This is a genomic window from Roseibium aquae (assembly GCF_008711285.1).
GTDB classification, from domain to species: domain Bacteria; phylum Pseudomonadota; class Alphaproteobacteria; order Rhizobiales; family Stappiaceae; genus Roseibium; species Roseibium aquae.
This window is the reverse complement of sequence record NZ_VXDC01000013.1, coordinates 26,395-44,095: the sequence shown is the minus strand read 5'-3', so window position 1 is coordinate 44,095 and position 17,701 is coordinate 26,395. Positions and strand designations below refer to the sequence as shown.

Here is a 17,701-nt window from a genome sequence, read left to right as displayed (position 1 = left end):
CCAGAACAGGTCAAAGCGCGCCCAGAACCCGTTCAAGGTCGGCGCAGTCCACTTCCGTCGTGGCGCGGAAGTCGCGGCCTTCCGGATTGCGCGTCAGGAGACTGTCATAGCCGAACCCCTTTGCGCGCGCGATCATGAAGTAATGCGCGCCGCCCATTTGAGGCGAAAAAAGCTCGACCAGATGTCCCGGCGCGTGGCGCCGGAAGACAAGATTTGTAAGTCCTGCGCCATGCGCGCCAACCACCACGCTTGCCTCGCTGAAAAGCCTGGCCTGGTCTTTCAAAGGCAGCGTTCCCGGATCCACCGCCTCAAAGCCAAACCGGGCGGCCGTCGCCTCGACCTCGGCCTGATTGCGCCAGCTTCGTCCGTTGGCAGCATCCTTCGCCCGGACCACGAGGAGGCGCCGGTTCTGCGGCGCAGCCATCGGGACCGAAAACCGGTCACACAGCCAATCCATGGCTTGCGGATCGCAAAACCGCTCGCGGATCAAAAAAGCCCGGTCCACCGCCAGAACCTGTTTGCGGCCCTGAACCACCACTTCCCGCTTGCCGAAGACACCGAGGTCCCGGGCCTGCCGGAAGAAGACAGTGCCCGCCGTTTTCTCGGGAAGCACGAACGGGACGTCTGCCGGCAGCCCCGCCTTTTCCGCCAAATGTACCTTGGTCAGGACGTAGAAGATGAAATGGAAGTAATTGTCGGAATGAAAGTGGTGCAGAAGAATGCCTGCCGGGAGCGTCAAAGAGGGTCTGGACAAATGCCGGTGAAAGGAAGGGCCCCTTTCCCGGTCGGGGATATCGCTCGATCCCCAGACGACCTTGGATCCGGCAAACAAGATGCCCATTTTCGGATCGATCGTGCACGGAACCGTGGTGCGGTAGACCCTCTCCGCATTCTTCTCCAGCCCCGCGCGGGCCACGAAGCTTCTGGCCTGTTCTGGAAAGGCAGACGGCAAGGGCTCGAAGGAGCGGGCTTCCGGATCGCGTTCGAAGACCGTTTCCGTCACATCTGAGAACAAGACAGACGGCCAAAGGCCCTCCACACGTCCGGCAAGGGCCTTTCGCGCGGTATGGTAGCGGGCGCGCAAGTTCTGTCGCATGGGGTCAATCCGTATCGATTCGGCCGAAAACGTGCCGCCTCACTCAGCCGATATTTGCGGCCTCGTCAACAAGGATCAGCGCTCAAGCACCATCCGAAGCGCTTCAATCACGCTGTCCTGGTCCTGCTCGGACAATCCGGCAAACAGAGGCAAGCTGATGGCTTCGCGATAGTAGGCCTCGGCTTCGGGGAAATCGCCCGGACCGAACCCGAACTGCCGGTAGTAAGGCTGGAGATGGACCGGAATGTAGTGAAGGTTCACCCCGATCCCTCTGTCTCTGAGGCTTTCAAACACATCGCGATGCCGGCCGGCCGATGCGCCGGTCAGGCGAATGACGTAAAGGTGAAATGACGAGCGTCCGTCCGCATGCTGCACCGGACACTGAACGGGCACATCGGCGAGCTTTTCGTCATAGCGGGCCGCCAGCGCGCGGCGACGGGCGACAAATTCGTCCAATCGGTTCAGTTGACTGTATCCCAGAGCCGCCTGGAGATCGGTCATCCGGTAGTTCCATCCGAGCTCAAGCTGCTGATAATACCAAGGTCCATCGGACGGATGGGTCATGAGGGACGCTTCGCGGGTAATCCCGTGGCTGCGAAAACGCTCCATCCAACCCGCCAGATCCGCCTGATTGGTCACCGCAACGCCGCCTTCTCCCGTGGTGATGATCTTGACCGGGTGAAAGCTGAACACAGTCACATCGGAATGGGCGCAATTGCCGACCGGCGCTTTCAGATACTGCGCACCAATGGCATGACTGGCATCTTCAACAACCCGCACCCCAAAGCGGCGGCACAGTGCGCCGATCTCCGCCATCGCCGGCGATTGGCCGGTCATGTGAACCGGCACGACAACCTTCGGCAAGGTGCCGGATCGGTTCGCCGCTTCGAGCTTTTCCGCCAAGGCCTGCGGACACATGTTGAAGGTGTCCGGATCGATATCGACAAAATCGACATGCGCGCCGCAATACCTTGCGCAATTCGCGGAAGCGACAAAAGTGATCGGCGATGTCCATAGGGTATCACCCGGCCCGAGACCCAGCGCGGCAACAGCCATGTGCAGGGCGGACGTCGCCGAGTTGGCGGCCACGGCATGGCGCGCCTGCACACGATCCGCGAGCGCCCGTTCGAACCGGGGCACGGCCGGCCCCTGTGTCAGAAAATCCGAATTCAAAACCGCAACGACTGCCGCGATGTCGGCGTCATTGATGTCCTGGCGGCCATACGGGATCATCAGATCTTTCCGATTTCGTCCCAGTTGGCCTCGATCCAAGCGGCCAACTCGCTTTCCGACATCCACACCGGATTGGTATCGCTGGAATACACAAAATCCTCAGATACCTTTGCGCCGTTTTTGATCCGCTCAACCGACGTTGCCCAACTGTGAATGGCCGGCAGGATCTTGTAGTAGCCTTCATATTCATAGGTGTAGTGGGCGTCTTCAAGGCCAACCATCTGTTCGTGCAGTTTTTCACCGGGCCGGATGCCGACAATTTCCTGCTTGGCATCCGGCGCGATGATCCGGGCGATGTCCGTCACCCGCATGGAGGGGATTTTCTTGACGTAGATTTCGCCGCCCACCATGTCCTCAAACGCATGCCAGACAAGCTCCACGCCCTGATCGAGGCTGATCATGAACCGGGTCATGCGCGGATCGGTGATGGGCAGGATGCCAGTGTCGCGGATGCTCAAGAAAAACGGGATGACCGAGCCGCGGGAACCCATGACATTGCCATAGCGAACGACAGAAAACCTCGTTTCCCGGCCGCCGGAATAGGAATTTCCGGCCACGAACAACTTGTCGGAGGCCAGTTTCGACGCCCCGTAGATATTGATCGGGCTGGACGCCTTGTCCGTTGAAAGCGCAACCACACCTTTGACGCCCCGGTCGATGGCGGCATCGATGACGTTCATACCGCCGATCACATTTGTCTTGATGCATTCGAAAGGATTGTACTCAGCGGTCGGGACGATCTTGGTGGCGGCGGCGTGAACGACATAATCGACGCCGTCAAAAGCCCGGTAAAGCCGGTCGCGGTCGCGGACATCGCCAATGAAGAACCGCACACGCTCGTCGCCGGAAAACAGCTTCGCCATCTCCCACTGCTTCATCTCATCCCGGGAGAAAATGATGATCTTTGCCGGGTTGTAGCGTTTCAGGGTCATCGGCACGAATGCATGGCCGAAAGATCCCGTTCCGCCGGTCACCAAAATCGTTGAATTCGATAGCATTTCGGCCCCAGAAACGTGATGCGGCTCAGGTTCATGAACATTATACAAAAATGGCGCGGCAAGGCGCCGCCAAATCGATGGAAGGCCACCGCGATGGGCTTTCCTTCCGCCTTTCCACAAAAAGCATGGTCATTCAAACGACAGGCTAGGCCGATTTGCCAATATGGATGCCTCTGTCGAGGTTCTAATTCCCCTTCGGGTGGGCAATCATCAGACAAGAGGGTTCAATCTCGATGTCCATGCTGCGGCCGCGAATCGGCTCTCCATCCAGATTCATCTGGATCCGGGCGGTTGTCTCGATCCGCAAACGCTTAACTTGAGCCGTCACAACTTCGTCTTCCAGTGCCCGCACCCCTGATTCAAAAAGGCGGGAAAAAAAGGGGCCAATCTCCTCGCGCGCGGGAAAGGGAATGATGGTGAGATCCAGCAGACCATCATCTATCCGCGCATCGGGGCAAAGAACCGCCCCACCGCCGGCCTGGCGACCATTGCCAATGGCGAGCGCCAGGAAACGTCCCGACCAGGAAAAGCCTTCTCCCTCCATCCGCCCTTCGCACCCGGCGAGTTCCGAAAACCGCCGCAAGCCGGTGAAAAGATAGGCTGCTCCGCCAATCCGCCGCTTCAACACAGGGTCCGTCTCGGTGGTCACGGTCGCGCCAAAGCCTCCGGTCGCCATGTTGACGAAAGGGCGGCCGTTCACACGGCCAATGTCAAGCGGGCTGAACCGGCCCTCGGCCGCGATGCGCAGACACGCTGCCGGCTCCGCAGGATCGAGACCGAGCCCCGCGGCGAAGTCGTTGGCCGTCCCCAGCGGGAGCACCGCAAGTGCCAGCGGCGTTACTCCAGCCGTTTGGGCGGCATCGAGCATCCCGCCAACGACTTCATTGACAGTCCCGTCACCGCCGCCTGCAACCACGACGTCGAATGGATCTTCGGATTGATGGTTTACGGCTTCCGCAGCGAACCGGCCGGCATCGCCGCCTTCCCACGTGACCCGGACCGAGACGTGATGACCGTGATCCCGCAAGGCCGCGACGGCTTCCCTGACATCCGGTCGGTCGGCGGATTTTCCGTTCAGAATCAATCTGAGGTGTCGTGATGTCATGCTTGTCTCGAAAACGATGGTTCGGGTTCTTCCGGAAAGGGTTTGCGCCGGTGCAGAACAACGGCTGCCAATGGCCTAGCCTGGCAGGAGCGGATCTTCCCCGGTGCGCTCAGCCCGGGCTTCTTCGATGAGCCAAGTCCGGAACGCCGAGACAACCGGCCGGAGCGTGCGGGTCTCGGGATAAACGAAATGATAGGCCGAGCTTTGGGTCAACGGAAGGTCGAAAAGCTGGACCAAGCGGCCGGAGGCAAGCTCGTCCTCGACAAAAAAGCGCGGCACGAGCGCGGCTCCCAAGTGATGAATTGCCGCTTCCGAGATCATGACGAATTGCTCGAACCGAACTCCCTGGAACGCCGTGGCGGCCGATATCTCCAGGGCATCGAACCACTGCTTCCAGGCATTTGGCCGCGTGGCGAGTTGAAGCCGCGGGACCCGGGCAAGGTCGGCAGGCGCTTCGATGCCATGCCGGTCCCTGAAAACAGGCGAGGAAACCGGAATGACATCCTCTGGAAACAACGGATCGGCAATCGCTCCCGCCCAGACCGGATCGCCATGATGGATCGCGCCGTCGAAGGGCTCGGTCTCGAAATCGAAGGGCTGCAGGCGCACGCTGATATTGAGGCCGGCATGCGGATAGATCCGCATAAAGCGGGACAGACGCGGCGCGAGCCAACGTGTACCGAACGTCGGCAGGACGGCAAGATTCAAAACGTCCTGACTGCCGGCATAGGACATGACTTGCCGGGTCGCCGCGGTCAAATCCTCCAGAGCGCCCCGGATATCGTGCAAATAGAGCCGTCCGGCGTCCGTCAGAATGATGCGCTGGCGAACGCGGCGAAAGAGTTCAACGCCCAAACGGTCCTCCAGATGCCGCACCTGCTTGGAAACCGCGCCTTGGGTCAGATGGAGTTCTTTCGCGGCACGGGTGAAGCTTTCGTGCCGCGCCGCGCACTCGAACGCGATGAGTGTGTCGGCGGGCGGAACAAAGGCGCGTTTCATCGATAAAAGGACCTTGGAAAAAATCGGTTTATTCCATATTGGCATGAACCATGGAGCATTGATCGCTTTATTGCAATCGGGAGACTTGCGATACTGTGCAATATTGGAATAGCTACTGCGCAACATGAGCGCCGCGAAAAAGCGGCATGCCCCAGCGGCGGCGCAGCCAAGGAGATCTGACATGAACGCACCAGCAAACGTGAAATCGTCCCCGACCGGCGGCGGCATCTTCGATTGGCAGGACCCCTTCATGCTGCGCGATCAGTTGCATGAAGACGAAGTTCTGATCATGGAGAGCGCGAGGGCCTATGCGCAGGAACGGCTTCTGCCGCGCGTGATCGAGGCTTACCGCGAGGAGAAGACCGACCGGTCGATCTTCAATGAAATGGGCGAGCTCGGCCTGCTCGGTGTCACGATGCCGGAAGACTACGGCTGTGCCGGCGCGTCTTATGTTGCCTACGGCTTGGTCGCCCGCGAGGTCGAGCGCGTGGATTCCGGCTACCGGTCCATGATGAGTGTCCAGTCGTCCCTGGTGATGTACCCGATCTATGCCTATGGGTCCGAAGAGCAGCGCAAGAAGTATCTCCCGAAGCTCGCCTCTGGCGAATATGTCGGCTGTTTCGGCCTGACAGAACCCGATGCCGGTTCGGATCCGGCCGGGATGCGGACCCGGGCCGTCAAGACCGACGGCGGTTATCGCCTGACCGGATCCAAGATGTGGATCTCGAACTCGCCGATTGCCGATGTGTTCGTTGTTTGGGCCAAGTCGGATGCCCATGACGGTGCCATTCGCGGTTTCGTGCTCGACAAGGGCATGAAAGGGCTATCCGCGCCGAAGGTAGGCGGCAAATTGTCCCTGCGGGCTTCGATCACCGGCGAGATCGTCATGGACAATGTCGAAGTTGGCGAAGATGCCCTGCTTCCCAATGTCTCTGGCCTGAAAGGACCGTTCGGCTGCCTGAACCGTGCCCGCTATGGAATCTCGTGGGGCGCTATGGGGGCCGCCGAAGACTGCTGGCATCGGGCCCGGCAATATGGTCTGGAGCGCGAACAATTCGGCCGTCCGCTGGCCCAAACCCAGCTTTTCCAAAAGAAACTCGCCGACATGCAGACCGAGATCTCGCTCGGATTGCAGGGCTCGCTGCGTGTCGGCCGTCTGTTCGATGCCGGAAAAGCGGCACCCGAGATGATTTCCATCGTCAAGCGCAACAATTGCGGCAAGGCTCTGGACATTGCCCGGATGGCGCGCGACATGCACGGCGGCAACGGAATCCAGGAGGAGTATCACGTGATGCGTCATGCTCAGAACCTGGAAACCGTCAACACCTACGAGGGCACGCACGATGTTCACGCGCTGATCCTCGGCCGGGCACAGACCGGATTGCAGGCGTTCTTCTGAGACTTCAACAGTCTGAACGGACCAACCCATGGCGCACCACACTGCAGACGTTGTGATTGTCGGCGGGGCCGTCATGGGATCGTCCGTGGCCTGTCAACTGGCCCAGCGGCCGGATTTTTCCGGCCGTATCGTCGTGGTCGAGGCCGATCCTTCCTACCAGACTTGCGCCTCCGCCCGATCCGCCGCGTCCATCCGCCAACAATTCTCCAGCGCGATCAACATCGAGATTTCCCTGTTCGGCATAGATTTCCTGCGCCGGATCGGGGAAGCGCTCGCGGTGGAGGGCGAAAAACCGGCAATCGATCTGCATGAAGGTGGCTACCTGTTCCTGGCAACTCCGGACAAGGAGCCGATCCTTCGCGAAAATCACGCACTCCAGACCAAGCTCGGCGCGGATATCGGCTTTTACGATCCAGCCGGCCTTGCGGACAAATTTCCCTGGCTGGAAACGCGGGATCTATCGGCCGGCTGCCACGGGTTGACCGGCGAAGGGTGGTTCGATGGCTATGGCCTGCTACAGGCGTTCCGCAAAAAGGCCCGTGCCCTCGGGGTGGACTATGTTGCGGCCAGAGCGGACCGCCTGACACGGTCGGGCAATGGCTGGCAAGTCGCCCTTTCCAACGGCGCAGCGATCACAAGTCCGGTCGTGGTGAACACCGCAGGAGCGTCCGGTGGCGCAAACCTGTGCCGGCAAGCCGGCTTGGACCTTCCCGTCCACAGCCGAAAGCGGTGTGTGTTCACCTTCGAATGCCGGGAAAAGCTGGACGGGTTTCCCCTCCTCATCGATCCGACGGGAACCTATGTCCGGCCGGAGGGGACAGGGTTCATCTGCGGATCGGCACCCCCGCCGGATCAAGATCCCGATTGCGACGATTTCGATGTCGACCATACGCTGTTCGAAGAGCATATCTGGCCCACGCTGGCCGCGCGGGTTCCCGCCTTCGAAGCCATCAAACCAGGCGCGGCATGGGCCGGCAGCTACGACATGAATCTGTTCGACCACAACGCTTTTGTCGGCTCTGTTCCCGGGATCGAGGGGTTTTATCTCGCGCTCGGTTTCTCGGGCCACGGCCTGCAGCAAGCCCCCGCAATCGGGCGCGGGCTGTCCGAACTCATCGCAACGGGTGCGTACCAGACGCTGGATCTGTCCCCGCTCGGCATTGAACGGCTTGCCAGAAACAGGCCGCTCGTCGAGCGGAACGTGGTCTAACACCGCCTGTCCGGTTCCGGCAGAAATATCCGCACACTACTCGGCAACCAAAACGTGAGACGGTAACAGGCCCGTATCTGTGATGGAGCCGGGCTTGCTCAAACCCGGCCGCGGATGGGTAACCAGATCCTCGACCCGAACGGGCCGGGCTACCGGGTTCGGCAAGGACTCGGAGAGCGATTTATGGACCGGCGGCCGGAAGCGGGCGGCCGCTGACAGCCCCGTTACGTCCTGCCCACCCGTGACCGCAGCCAGCGCGTTTTGGCGGCTGTCGGTATATCCAGGAGCCGCCCAATCGCCCAGTCTCAGGAGCGCATCGCGAAGTGCCGTTTTCAACCGGCCCAGCCGAAGCTTGTCCGGTTCGAACGGCGGCGTTTCGTGCCGCAGGTAGGCGCGTTGCGCCACGACCATTGTCAGGGCGTGCAAACCGGCTTCCGGGCGCCCGTAACTGCGGGTGATGAAACCACCTTTGAAAACATCGTCCACACCGACGGAATACCCCCCCGTCTCGGCCAGAACCCCGGCCAAAAGCGACTTGATTTCCGGGTCGCAGGAGTTCCCACCACCGGTTCCCAGGCTGATGATGGGCAGGCCGCGGTCGCAAAATCCCTTGATCCGGGACCGGGCCGACTGGCAATCCAACAGGATCAGCTTGCCGTGGCGGGCGGAAAGCCGCTCGATTTCCCGGCACAGCGCGTCGTGAAAGGGGCTGTGAAACAAGATCAAACGCTGCTCGATTTCCGTCGGGCCGGGCTGTTCGTCCGGTTTGTAGATCGGCTTATTGTCGAGCGTGACTACAGGGCAAAGGGCGGTGTCCGTGGCGCGCGTTGCCCGGAAGGGCGAAGGATCCTGGTCCGGGTCCACGACATAATGGGACACGGTCGAGCGGACGACCGTGGCATCCAGTTCCCTGGCAAGGTCCAGCACTGTTTCCAATCGCCAGGACACATCGGTCTGAAGGCGGCCCGTTGCGCTCAAACGTGGCAGGATCGAAGGATGTATCTCGGTCCCGGCTCGCGGCAAACACAGGATCAGCGGACCATCGCCCTTTTCAACGCGGATCATTTCAAAGCCTCACACACAATCCGTCGGGTCTCCAGTTTGATTTCTTTACTCTACGGAAACAAGACAATTCGGAAACAGACGCGTGAAATCCCTGGATCGACGGCTTCGATGGCTCCGTTCCCCTGGCCAGCCGGTTTTTGCGCTCCCTTCGGCTCTTAGGGCAATCCGCCTGTTTCTCAAATGGCGCTTACAGGTTAACCACAAGTCAGGCACCAGAGGACGCCACGGGGTGAAGCGGCACGCTCCAATCTGATCGGGGAAAATTGCTCGCAATTTTAGAGTGTTAGAGCATCGATTCCTGACATAACGGATCGCAAAGTGATTCAATCTTGTCAGGAGATGCTCTAGAAGCTGCCTGAAGGAGGACAACACCGATGGGAACCACTCTTCGCCAAGGCAAGGAATTCTTGATGATCCCGGGACCGACAAACGTTCCGGATGCGGTCTTGCGGGCGATGCACCGGCCAGCGATCGATATTTACGAGGGCCCTTTGGTCGAGACGACCGATGCCTGTCTTGCCGGTCTGAAGAGGCTCTTCAAGACCGGGTACCCGCCGTATATCTACGCCGCGAACGGCCATGGCGCCTGGGATGCCGCACTCTCGAACACATTGAGCCGCGGCGACCGGATTCTCGTGCTGGAATCGGGTCTCTTCGCCTCCGGTTGGGGTCGGGCGGCGGGCATGATGGGCTTGAACCTCGACACGCTTCCCGGCAGCTGGCGGGAGCCGGTCGATCCGTCGGCTCTGGAAGACAAGTTACGGGCCGACAAGGGCCACAAGATCAAGGCCATCCTGGTCGTCCAGGTCGATACGGCATCCGGCGTGTGGAATGACATTGCGGCGCTGCGCAAGGCGATCGACGCGGCCAGCCATCCGGCCCTTTTCATGGTTGACACGATCGCCTCGCTGGGCTGCGTGCCCTTCCACATGGACGACTGGGGCGTGGATGTTGCACTGACCGGGTCGCAAAAAGGTCTGATGTGCCCGCCGGGCCTGTCCTTCGTCGCCGGCGGCGAACGGGCGCGAAAGGCGCACCTGACCGCAGACCTGCGCACGCACTATATGGACTGGTCCTTCCGGGATGGGCCCATTCACTATCAAAAATACTGCGGGACGCCGCCGGAACACCTGCTTTTTGGTTTCAAGGCCGCCCTTGATCTCATCTTTGACGAAGGTCTCGAACGGGTCTGGCACCGGCATGCCCTTCTGGCCGAAGCAAGCCGGCGGGCCGTGGCCGTCTGGGAGAAAGCCGGCGCGGTCGAGTTCAACATCGTCGACCCACGCGCCCGGGCGAACAGCGTCACGGTCGTGCGCACCACCGGCTGGGAAGTGGAAGGTCTGCGCAATTTCACCCATGATGTGTGCGGCGTGACCATCGGCGGCACGATCGGTGAAATGGTCGGGCAGGGTTTCCGGATCGGCCATATGGGGCATGTGAATGCCGTGATGCTGCTGGGCACACTGTCCGCCATTGAACTTGGTTTGGCCAAGCTGGGAAAAACCGGAACAAGTGGCGGCATTGTTGCCGCTCAGGACTATCTCGCGGCGGCTCTTTAGAGCTCCAGGTCAAGCCGCGCGCAGATCGTCTTGAGAACCTCGATGCGCGCGTGACGCTTGTCCTCGGATGAAATGAGCGTCCATGGCGCGTAGTGGGTGGAGGTGCGGTCGACCATGTCCCCGGCCGCGATGGCGTATTGGTCCCATTTCAGACGGTTGCGCCAGTCTTCGTCGGTGATCTTGTACTGCTTGTAGGCGGTTTCTTCGCGCGCCTTGAACCGGGTCAGTTGCTCGCCTTCGCTGATCGCCAGCCAGAATTTGCAAATGATGTATCCAAACCCGGCCAGTTCTTCCTCGAATTCGTTGATTTCATTGTAGGCCCGCAACCAGTCTTCATGCCCGGCATAACCTTCGACGCGTTCGACAAGGACGCGTTCGTACCAGGACCGGTCAAAAATCGCGATATGTCCGCGCCGGGGAATCCGGCGCCAAAACCGCCAGAGATAGGGCCGGGCCTTTTCTTCGTCGGATGGCGCGGAAATCGGGTGCACCTTGTAGATGCGCGGATCGAGCGGGCGAATGACCCGGCGTATCGCGCCGCCCTTTCCGGCGGCGTCGTTTCCCTGGAAAACGAGGATCATTCCGCGTTTGGAAAACGCCTTGCTGTCGGAAAGATCCGACAATTTTTCCTGCAGACTGTCCAGTTGCGCCTTGTAGTCGGCCTTTTCAATCCGCGCGGACAGATCGATCGCATCCACGGCAGACCTGTGCTCCACTCCGCCGACGATCGGCGGTGCGGCCACATTCCTCGGCTCCCCATCCGCCAACTTCAATTGGATCGCGCGGGACACCGTTTGGCCCAGCGCCGCATCCCGATAGTCGGCATCCTGGGAGGGAATGACAAACCAGGGGGCTTGTCCGGTGCTGGTTTCGAGAATGATCTTCTCACCCACCTGGGATGCAATCTCATGGTTTTTCAATGTGGCCCAGTCCGACAGCACATGGCGGGCCTTGCTCTTTTTTTGCTCGATCTTCTTCAGCCGGCGCTCCTGATCCTCTTTCGGCAACACGTACCAGAACTTCAAGACCAGGATCTTTTCATCTGTCAGCATTTCCTCGAACCGGCGGATCCGTTTCAGTTCCAGAGAGAACTCGGCGTCATCAATCTCTTCGTAGATCCTGCGCTTGAGCAGGGTCTGGTACCAACTGCCGAAAACAATCGCCGTTTCCCCGCGCTCGGGAAGATCCCGCCAATACCGCCATAACGGAGGACGGAGTTTCGCCTCATCCATCATCTCGCCATAGGCATTGCAAACAAGATGCCGGGCGTCCATCCAGGCATAGAGCCGCGCGATGGATTCGCCCTTGCCCGCCCCGTCCAGTCCATCAACCAGGATGAGCGTGGCAAAGCTTTTCTTTTCGATCATTGCCAATTGCGCCGACAGAAGCTCTTCGCGGATCTGCGTCTCAAGGGCCTTGAACGTTTTCCTGTCCAGTTTCTGGGGCAATTCGGCCGATGCAAACATGAGAGATCCCTTTCCAGCCGGTCGATCATGGGTCATGGACCGTAAATCAACCATTGACGCGCGTGGCGCGCGCGAACGTCGGGAAAGCTTAGCTCCATTGTGGGACAAGAAGCAAAACCGGCCGCTTGCCAGTACACTGCAACAGGACGCGTGCGAGCGGCTGGCCGCTTTTTGTCCTTGGACAGCCTGCCGGCCGCCTATATGAAGCGGGGATAACGGACTCTACCAGGCAAGACGGTTGAGACGGCAACCCATTCCATTGTCAGTGTGATGATGCTGTGACCGACTTTCTGAATCAAATCGTTACATTCATTGGCGACAACCCGGGTATTGCCGGGTTTATCTGCTTTGCCGCCGCCATGGGCGAAGCCTTGTTTATCGTTGGCCTGTTTGTCCCAAGCACCGTTGTTCTGGTTGGCGCCGGGACGCTCATCGGTCTGGGGAAACTGGATGGCTGGACGATCTTTGTCTGGACCACCCTTGGGGCAATTGCCGGCGACGCGATTTCCTACTGGGTGGGGTATGTTTACAAGGACCGTCTCAGAAACATCTGGCCGCTGTCGCGCTATACGATCATCATGGACCGCGGCGAAGCCTTCTTCGAGCGTCATGGCGGCAAGAGCGTCTTCATCGGCCGCTTTGTCCCAGGCGTGAAATCGGTGGTTCCGGGGATCGCCGGCATGGTCGGCATGAATGCCTGGCGCTTCACCTTCGTGAATGTCACATCGGCCATTGCCTGGACCGCGTCTCACATTGCGCCGGGAATTCTGGCCGGAACGGCCCTTTCGGCGCTTGGCGAAGTGAGCGGCCGTCTCGCCCTGGTCGCCGGGGCGCTGCTGCTGGTCCTCTTCCTCGCCATCATGCTTGGGCGCTGGCTGATCCTGATCATCATTCCGCTGTTTCCCGGCGCCCATGCGGCATTCGCAAACTGGTTCGCGCGACGGCCCGGCCGGCTGTCGCAATGGGTCGGGCGGACGTTCGATCCCGCGCATCCCCGATCGACGGGCATGCTCGCCTCCGCGCTTCTCCTGCTGGTCACAATTCCAGCCTTTTTGTGGCTGATGGGCGAGATCTCGCCCGGCGAGCCGATGGTGCGGGCGGATGTGGCGATCTTGAACATGTTCGAAAGCCTGCGCACACCAACCGGCGACCATATCATGATAACCATCACCATGCTGGGCGATGGCATCGTTGTGACCGTTTTGACCCTTGTGGTGGCTTGCTATCTGTTTGCCCGGAAGGCCTGGCGCCGCGGCACCGGCTTCTTGATCGCGATGGCCTCGACCGCGCTGTTCGTGCCGGTCATCAAACTGCTGTTGCACCGGTCCCGTCCCATGGACCTGTACACCGGCGCCGACGCCTTCAGCTTCCCCAGCGGTCATACCACACTGATCACTGTTCTATTTGGAATCTGCGCGGTTCTTGTTGCCCATGACCGCAGCCGCTGGTCGAAGGCCGGGATCTTCACCATCGCCGCAATCTTCATCATTTCGATCGGATTTTCCCGGGTCTATCTTGGTGCCCACTGGATGTCTGATGTTCTGGCGGGTTTCTTGTTCGGGACCGCCATGGTGGCCGCTTTCGGTTTTGTTTTTGGCCCGATCCACAACGAAAAGGTGGGGCGGTGGACCTTGGCCGGCCTGGTCACCGGCACGCTTGCAACCTTCGGAGCCTGGCACGTCTCATCGGACTTCAACACGGCCGCCGCCGCCTATGCGCCGCGCATCGAGCGCGAGGTCATCACACGCAAAGCATGGGAAGGGCAAGCATGGCTGGAACTGCCGCGGAACCGGATCGAGCTGAATGGCGAAATCGAAGAACCCTTGATCATTCAATACGCCGGCCCACCGGACAGCCTCGTCCACGCGCTGGCCGCCAGCGGCTGGACCCCAGCCCCCAAGTGGTCTCTCTCATCGGCGGCGGGGTTCGTGGTCGGCGAAACACCGGCCGAAGCCCTCCCCGTGCTTCCCAGAACGCATAATGGCTTGCCTCCGGATCTGGTTCTCATGAAAGAAGACCGCGAGCCGACGCCAAACCAAGGTCGCTGGGTTCTGCGGCTTTGGCCAACCCGATTTGATTTGATGGACGGAGGCCGACGCCTTGAGATCCACGCGGGAAGCGTCGTTCACGAGTCGATAGTCCGGCCCATGGGCGAATTTTCTGGGCCGCGCACGGACCGTGACATGCCCGATGCCATCAATAACCCGGCATTGACACTGCCGGGGGCCCTCACGCGGATACGCCCCGACGGGCGAACCGTTGTCCTTGCCGTCTCGCCGGCACAAGCTCAGGGGATCAATAGGTCCGCTGAACCAGCGGCCAGTGTTCCGGTGCAATGACCTGCCCGTCACATTCCGGTTTTGCCCGGTACTCCAGGAGATCCCATTCGAGCACCTCACCAGGCCCGTCGACAAGCCGGTAGGCAGCATAGGTGCCGCAATCACCCAGCCCCCGGGCAAGGGCTGTGGTTTCGAGCCGGCCTGTCCGCGGATCGACTTTGGCGTTCATTGCGCCGTAAAGGCTGCCAGTGGGGGTCGCTGGATCCGGGAGAAGCAGAATGTCAGCCCAATCGCCGGGCGGATTCTGGGTCACACCGAAGACACTCGATGCCTGGTACGCGCCACTGAAACAGGGAAGCTGCCAGAGAACATAAAAGTCATTGACGCTGTAGCGCGTCCCCGGCCATGCGGCCGGCAGGTCGAAGTCGCATTCGGATCCAGCCCATTCCCGCGCGGCGCGTTGCAACGCCGCCGGGACGTCACCACGCTCGACAAGATCGACCGGCGGGCCGAACGCAAGACCCGCGGGCATTGAGCCGAGACCGGAGGGTGCGGGACGGGGCTCGATCCGCCGCTTCAAGGGTGCTTGATCTGCGGCCGCTACTTCAGGCGCCTGCCGTTTTCCGGCCGTGCCCGCAGCCTTTGGGCATCCGTGCACGCCTTTGCCTGACAGAACGAACGGAACCTTGCCCCGCTCGATCACCGTCATGGAAACATCATGGAGGGTGGTCAAGGCATTCGCATAGCCGGCGTCCAGAACTTCGATATGAACCCGTATCGAGCGGTCCCCATTGGCATAAAGATGCTGGGTCGCAAGGCCGCCCTTGATGGGGCCGCCGCTGACAAGTTCCGCGACCCGATGGACAGTCCCGGCGATTTCGATGCGTGCCGGATTGGGCGCGACATTCTCGCCGAAATCCGTATGAAAAGCATAGGCAAACCGGTCCTTTTCGGGATCCCGATTGTGCTGCCAGATCGCAAAGTAGCATCCGCCAAGACCGCCTTCGATGTCTTCCTGACCGAACAGTTCGAGGGCAACACGGGGAAGCGCTTCTTCCGCCGAGGCCATGGGTGCCACCGACACCAGAAAACCCGAAACCAGACAAGACACTGCGTTCAAGCACCGGCGCATGTCAGGACCCCTTTCTTGCAACTCTTCGCCATTGTGGCCCGGAAGGCCTTTTTTTCATAGATGCAAGGCCCGTGATACGTAAAGCGCCTGAGCGTGGCGCGCTGCCGGATCCTAGCGGATTTCAAACGACGCATCGGTCATCGGCGAAGGCCATCGCGACAAGCGCCTAAGGTACTTCACCAGCTTGCGCGCCGGAGCGGCTCGCGAAAATATTCCGGCAGGGCCTTGCATTAAGGCCCATCCGCTCTTTATATTCAATTTAATGAAACTATTGGATCGAGGATCATGACCGAGTTCACTCCTTTCTCAGCGCTGCTGGGCGGTGCCCTGATCGGGGTCGCAACTGTTGCTCTCATGGCAATCCACGGGCGGATTGCAGGGATCAACGGGATCGTCAGCGGCCTTTTCGCCATGCCAACCTCCCCGGACTGGGGGTGGCGGGCCGCCTTCATCGCCGGGATGATTGCCAGCCCGATCGCCATGATGTGGGTGACCGGCTCGATGCCGGCGATCGAGGTGCCAGTCGAACCCTTGCTGCTCGCCATTGGCGGGTTTTTGGTGGGTATCGGCGCATCGCTCGGTTCCGGCTGCACCAGCGGCCACGGCGTTTGCGGTATATCCCGCCTATCCGCCCGTTCGATCGTCGCGACCGTGACCTTCATGGCAACGGGTCTCGTGACCGTGTTTGTCATGCGTCATGTCATTGGAGGCTGATCAATGTTCCGCATCTTGACCGCATTTGGCATTGGCCTCGTCTTTGGCACGGGGATCATGATTTCGGGCATGGCCAATCCCGCAAAAGTTCTCAATTTCTTCGACATCGCGGGGACTTGGGATCCCAGCCTGGCGTTCGTCATGGGCGGGGCGCTGTTGGTGACCGCGATCGGTTACCGGCTTGTGTTCCGTATGCCGCACCCCGTTCTCGCCAATGGATTTTCCCTGCCGACCCGCAAGGATATCGACCTTCGCCTGGTCGGCGGTTCGGCGGTCTTCGGGATCGGCTGGGGCTTTTCGGGTTTTTGCCCGGGCGGCCTTGTTCCGGCCCTCGGTCTGGGGCGTTTCGAGCCTTTCATCGCCGCGGCCGCGATCCTCGCCGGAATGGCCGCCTACAAGCTGGCAACCCAGCTGACCCAACCGAAACAGCCCATTGCAAATTCCTCCGCAACGTAAGGCGGAGCCGGGCTACCGAAACAAGCCTGTTTCGTGCCCCAAGCCCGTGACAGGACAAAAGGGAGATCGAAATGACCAACACCCCTTATCCGGTCGATATGTCGGTCAAGCCTGAAGTGACCGGCTTCTTCGACGAGGCCACCAACACCATCAGCTATGTGGTGAAGGATCCGAATTCGAACGCATGCGCGATTGTCGACAGTGTCATGGACATCGACTACGCCGCCGGCCGCATCACCTATGACAGCGCCGACGAGATCATCGCCTTCGTTCAAAAGAATGACCTGAAGGTCGAGTGGCTGATCGAAACCCACGTCCATGCCGATCACCTTTCCGGCGCGCCTTATATCCAAGGAAAACTGGGCGGCAAAATCGGCATCGGCGACAAGATCACCGTTGTGCAGGACACCTTCGGCAAAGTCTTCAACGAAGGCACCGAGTTTCAGAGGGACGGCAGCCAGTTCGACCGTCTGTTCGTGGATGGCGATACCTACCAGATCGGCACCATGACTGCTTTCGCGATCTACACGCCTGGCCATACGCCTGCCTGTATGGTCCATGTGGTCGGGAATGCGGCGTTTGTCGGAGATACTCTGTTCATGCCGGACGGCGGATCGGCGCGGGCAGATTTCCCGGGCGGCGACGCGGGCACGCTGTATGACTCCATCCAGAAGGTGCTCGCCCTGCCGGACGACATGCGGCTGTTCATGTGCCACGATTACGGGCCGAACGGCCGGGAAATCCGGTGGGAAACGACCGTGGGGGACGAAAAAGCCCACAACATCCATGTTGGCGGCGGCAAGACACGGGAAGACTTCATCAAGTTCCGGACCGAACGCGATGCGCAACTCGCCATGCCGAAACTGATTATTCCCTCCTTGCAGGTGAATATGCGCGCCGGGCAGTTGCCACCGGCCGATGACAGCGGCAAAACCTTCCTGAAGGTCCCGGTCAACGGGCTTTAATGACCACAGGAAATTTGCGAGGACA

General features: G+C 60.4%; 15 protein-coding genes. 7 read left to right on the top strand and 8 right to left on the bottom strand.

Features of this window, described 5'->3' with window-relative positions:
• Positions 1 to 10 precede the first annotated feature (10 nt).
• From F0184_RS17870 to F0184_RS17850, 5 genes are all read right to left on the bottom strand, one after another.
• Positions 11 to 1,096: a glycosyltransferase family 61 protein gene (locus tag F0184_RS17870; RefSeq protein WP_150497576.1), complete on the bottom strand. Its 1,086-nt coding sequence runs from the start codon at positions 1,094 to 1,096 to the stop codon at positions 11 to 13.
• A gap of 75 nt (positions 1,097 to 1,171) precedes the next feature.
• Positions 1,172 to 2,329, bottom strand: a complete 1,158-nt coding sequence (gene pseC / locus F0184_RS17865; RefSeq protein WP_150497575.1) for a UDP-4-amino-4,6-dideoxy-N-acetyl-beta-L-altrosamine transaminase — start codon at positions 2,327 to 2,329, stop codon at positions 1,172 to 1,174.
• On the bottom strand, positions 2,329 to 3,327 hold the full coding sequence (pseB, locus tag F0184_RS17860; RefSeq protein ID WP_150497574.1) for a UDP-N-acetylglucosamine 4,6-dehydratase (inverting): 999 nt from the start codon (positions 3,325 to 3,327) through the stop codon (positions 2,329 to 2,331). Before pseB ends, pseC begins: the two co-directional genes overlap by 1 nt.
• A gap of 184 nt (positions 3,328 to 3,511) precedes the next feature.
• Positions 3,512 to 4,432, bottom strand: a complete 921-nt coding sequence (yegS, locus tag F0184_RS17855) for a lipid kinase YegS (RefSeq protein WP_150497573.1) — start codon at positions 4,430 to 4,432, stop codon at positions 3,512 to 3,514.
• 75 nt (positions 4,433 to 4,507) lie between these two features.
• Positions 4,508 to 5,431 carry a LysR substrate-binding domain-containing protein gene (locus F0184_RS17850; RefSeq protein WP_150497572.1) on the bottom strand — a complete coding sequence of 308 codons (924 nt, stop codon included), beginning with the start codon at positions 5,429 to 5,431 and terminating at the stop codon, positions 4,508 to 4,510.
• Between the two features lie 181 nt (positions 5,432 to 5,612).
• On the opposite strand from F0184_RS17850, the gene F0184_RS17845 reads away from it, so the two are divergent.
• Positions 5,613 to 6,830, top strand: a complete 1,218-nt coding sequence (locus F0184_RS17845; protein WP_172972160.1) for an acyl-CoA dehydrogenase — start codon at positions 5,613 to 5,615, stop codon at positions 6,828 to 6,830.
• Positions 6,831 to 6,858: 28 nt separating this feature from the next.
• Positions 6,859 to 8,040, top strand: a complete 1,182-nt coding sequence (locus F0184_RS17840) for an NAD(P)/FAD-dependent oxidoreductase (protein ID WP_150497571.1) — start codon at positions 6,859 to 6,861, stop codon at positions 8,038 to 8,040.
• Between the two features lie 36 nt (positions 8,041 to 8,076).
• On the opposite strand, the gene F0184_RS17835 is transcribed toward F0184_RS17840, so the two are convergent.
• Positions 8,077 to 9,105: an N-formylglutamate amidohydrolase gene (locus tag F0184_RS17835; RefSeq protein WP_150497570.1), complete on the bottom strand. Its 1,029-nt coding sequence runs from the start codon at positions 9,103 to 9,105 to the stop codon at positions 8,077 to 8,079.
• Between the two features lie 374 nt (positions 9,106 to 9,479).
• Here F0184_RS17835 and F0184_RS17830 point away from each other — a divergent pair, with 374 nt between their 5' ends.
• Positions 9,480 to 10,664, top strand: a complete 1,185-nt coding sequence (locus F0184_RS17830) for a pyridoxal-phosphate-dependent aminotransferase family protein (RefSeq protein ID WP_150497569.1) — start codon at positions 9,480 to 9,482, stop codon at positions 10,662 to 10,664.
• Here F0184_RS17830 and pap read toward each other — a convergent pair.
• The gene (gene pap, locus F0184_RS17825; protein WP_150497568.1) at positions 10,661 to 12,130 is read right to left on the bottom strand and encodes a polyphosphate:AMP phosphotransferase; all 1,470 of its coding nucleotides are present in this window, start codon (positions 12,128 to 12,130) and stop codon (positions 10,661 to 10,663) included. The two genes, F0184_RS17830 and pap, sit on opposite strands and share 4 nt — an antisense overlap.
• 278 nt (positions 12,131 to 12,408) lie before the next feature.
• Here pap and F0184_RS17820 point away from each other — a divergent pair, with 278 nt between their 5' ends.
• A complete protein-coding gene (locus F0184_RS17820) occupies positions 12,409 to 14,469 on the top strand; it encodes a bifunctional DedA family/phosphatase PAP2 family protein (protein WP_172972159.1) in 2,061 nt (686 codons plus the stop codon).
• Here the strand turns inward: F0184_RS17820 and F0184_RS17815 are convergent.
• Complete coding sequence (locus F0184_RS17815; protein WP_150497567.1) at positions 14,426 to 15,541, bottom strand: DUF1176 domain-containing protein; 1,116 nt, start codon at positions 15,539 to 15,541, stop codon at positions 14,426 to 14,428. The genes F0184_RS17820 and F0184_RS17815 overlap by 44 nt on opposite strands.
• A 285-nt stretch (positions 15,542 to 15,826) precedes the next feature.
• Here F0184_RS17815 and F0184_RS17810 point away from each other — a divergent pair, with 285 nt between their 5' ends.
• The 3 genes from F0184_RS17810 (at position 15,827) to F0184_RS17800 (ending at position 17,676) form a co-directional block, all read left to right on the top strand.
• Positions 15,827 to 16,255, top strand: coding sequence for a YeeE/YedE family protein (locus tag F0184_RS17810; RefSeq protein ID WP_150497566.1), 429 nt, complete (start codon positions 15,827 to 15,829; stop codon positions 16,253 to 16,255).
• 3 nt (positions 16,256 to 16,258) lie between these two features.
• Positions 16,259 to 16,711 carry a DUF6691 family protein gene (locus tag F0184_RS17805; protein WP_150497565.1) on the top strand — a complete coding sequence of 151 codons (453 nt, stop codon included), beginning with the start codon at positions 16,259 to 16,261 and terminating at the stop codon, positions 16,709 to 16,711.
• Between the two features lie 71 nt (positions 16,712 to 16,782).
• Positions 16,783 to 17,676, top strand: a complete 894-nt coding sequence (locus tag F0184_RS17800) for an MBL fold metallo-hydrolase (RefSeq protein ID WP_150497564.1) — start codon at positions 16,783 to 16,785, stop codon at positions 17,674 to 17,676.
• The last annotated feature ends 25 nt before the right edge of the window (positions 17,677 to 17,701 follow it).

Excerpts from the sequence above, each read along its gene's own strand:
- F0184_RS17810 (WP_150497566.1), top strand. The coding sequence starts at position 15,827 with ATGACCGAGTTCACTCCTTTCTCAGCGCTGCTGGGCGGTGCCCTGATC.
- F0184_RS17840 (WP_150497571.1), top strand. The coding sequence starts at position 6,859 with ATGGCGCACCACACTGCAGACGTTGTGATTGTCGGCGGGGCCGTCATG.
- pap (WP_150497568.1), bottom strand. The coding sequence starts at position 12,130 with ATGTTTGCATCGGCCGAATTGCCCCAGAAACTGGACAGGAAAACGTTC.
- F0184_RS17850 (WP_150497572.1), bottom strand. The coding sequence starts at position 5,431 with ATGAAACGCGCCTTTGTTCCGCCCGCCGACACACTCATCGCGTTCGAG.
- yegS (WP_150497573.1), bottom strand. The coding sequence starts at position 4,432 with ATGACATCACGACACCTCAGATTGATTCTGAACGGAAAATCCGCCGAC.
- F0184_RS17845 (WP_172972160.1), top strand. The coding sequence starts at position 5,613 with ATGAACGCACCAGCAAACGTGAAATCGTCCCCGACCGGCGGCGGCATC.
- F0184_RS17805 (WP_150497565.1), top strand. The coding sequence starts at position 16,259 with ATGTTCCGCATCTTGACCGCATTTGGCATTGGCCTCGTCTTTGGCACG.
- pseC (WP_150497575.1), bottom strand. The coding sequence starts at position 2,329 with ATGATCCCGTATGGCCGCCAGGACATCAATGACGCCGACATCGCGGCA.
- F0184_RS17870 (WP_150497576.1), bottom strand. The coding sequence starts at position 1,096 with ATGCGACAGAACTTGCGCGCCCGCTACCATACCGCGCGAAAGGCCCTT.
- F0184_RS17830 (WP_150497569.1), top strand. The coding sequence starts at position 9,480 with ATGGGAACCACTCTTCGCCAAGGCAAGGAATTCTTGATGATCCCGGGA.
- F0184_RS17800 (WP_150497564.1), top strand. The coding sequence starts at position 16,783 with ATGACCAACACCCCTTATCCGGTCGATATGTCGGTCAAGCCTGAAGTG.
- F0184_RS17815 (WP_150497567.1), bottom strand. The coding sequence starts at position 15,541 with ATGCGCCGGTGCTTGAACGCAGTGTCTTGTCTGGTTTCGGGTTTTCTG.
- F0184_RS17835 (WP_150497570.1), bottom strand. The coding sequence starts at position 9,105 with ATGATCCGCGTTGAAAAGGGCGATGGTCCGCTGATCCTGTGTTTGCCG.
- pseB (WP_150497574.1), bottom strand. The coding sequence starts at position 3,327 with ATGCTATCGAATTCAACGATTTTGGTGACCGGCGGAACGGGATCTTTC.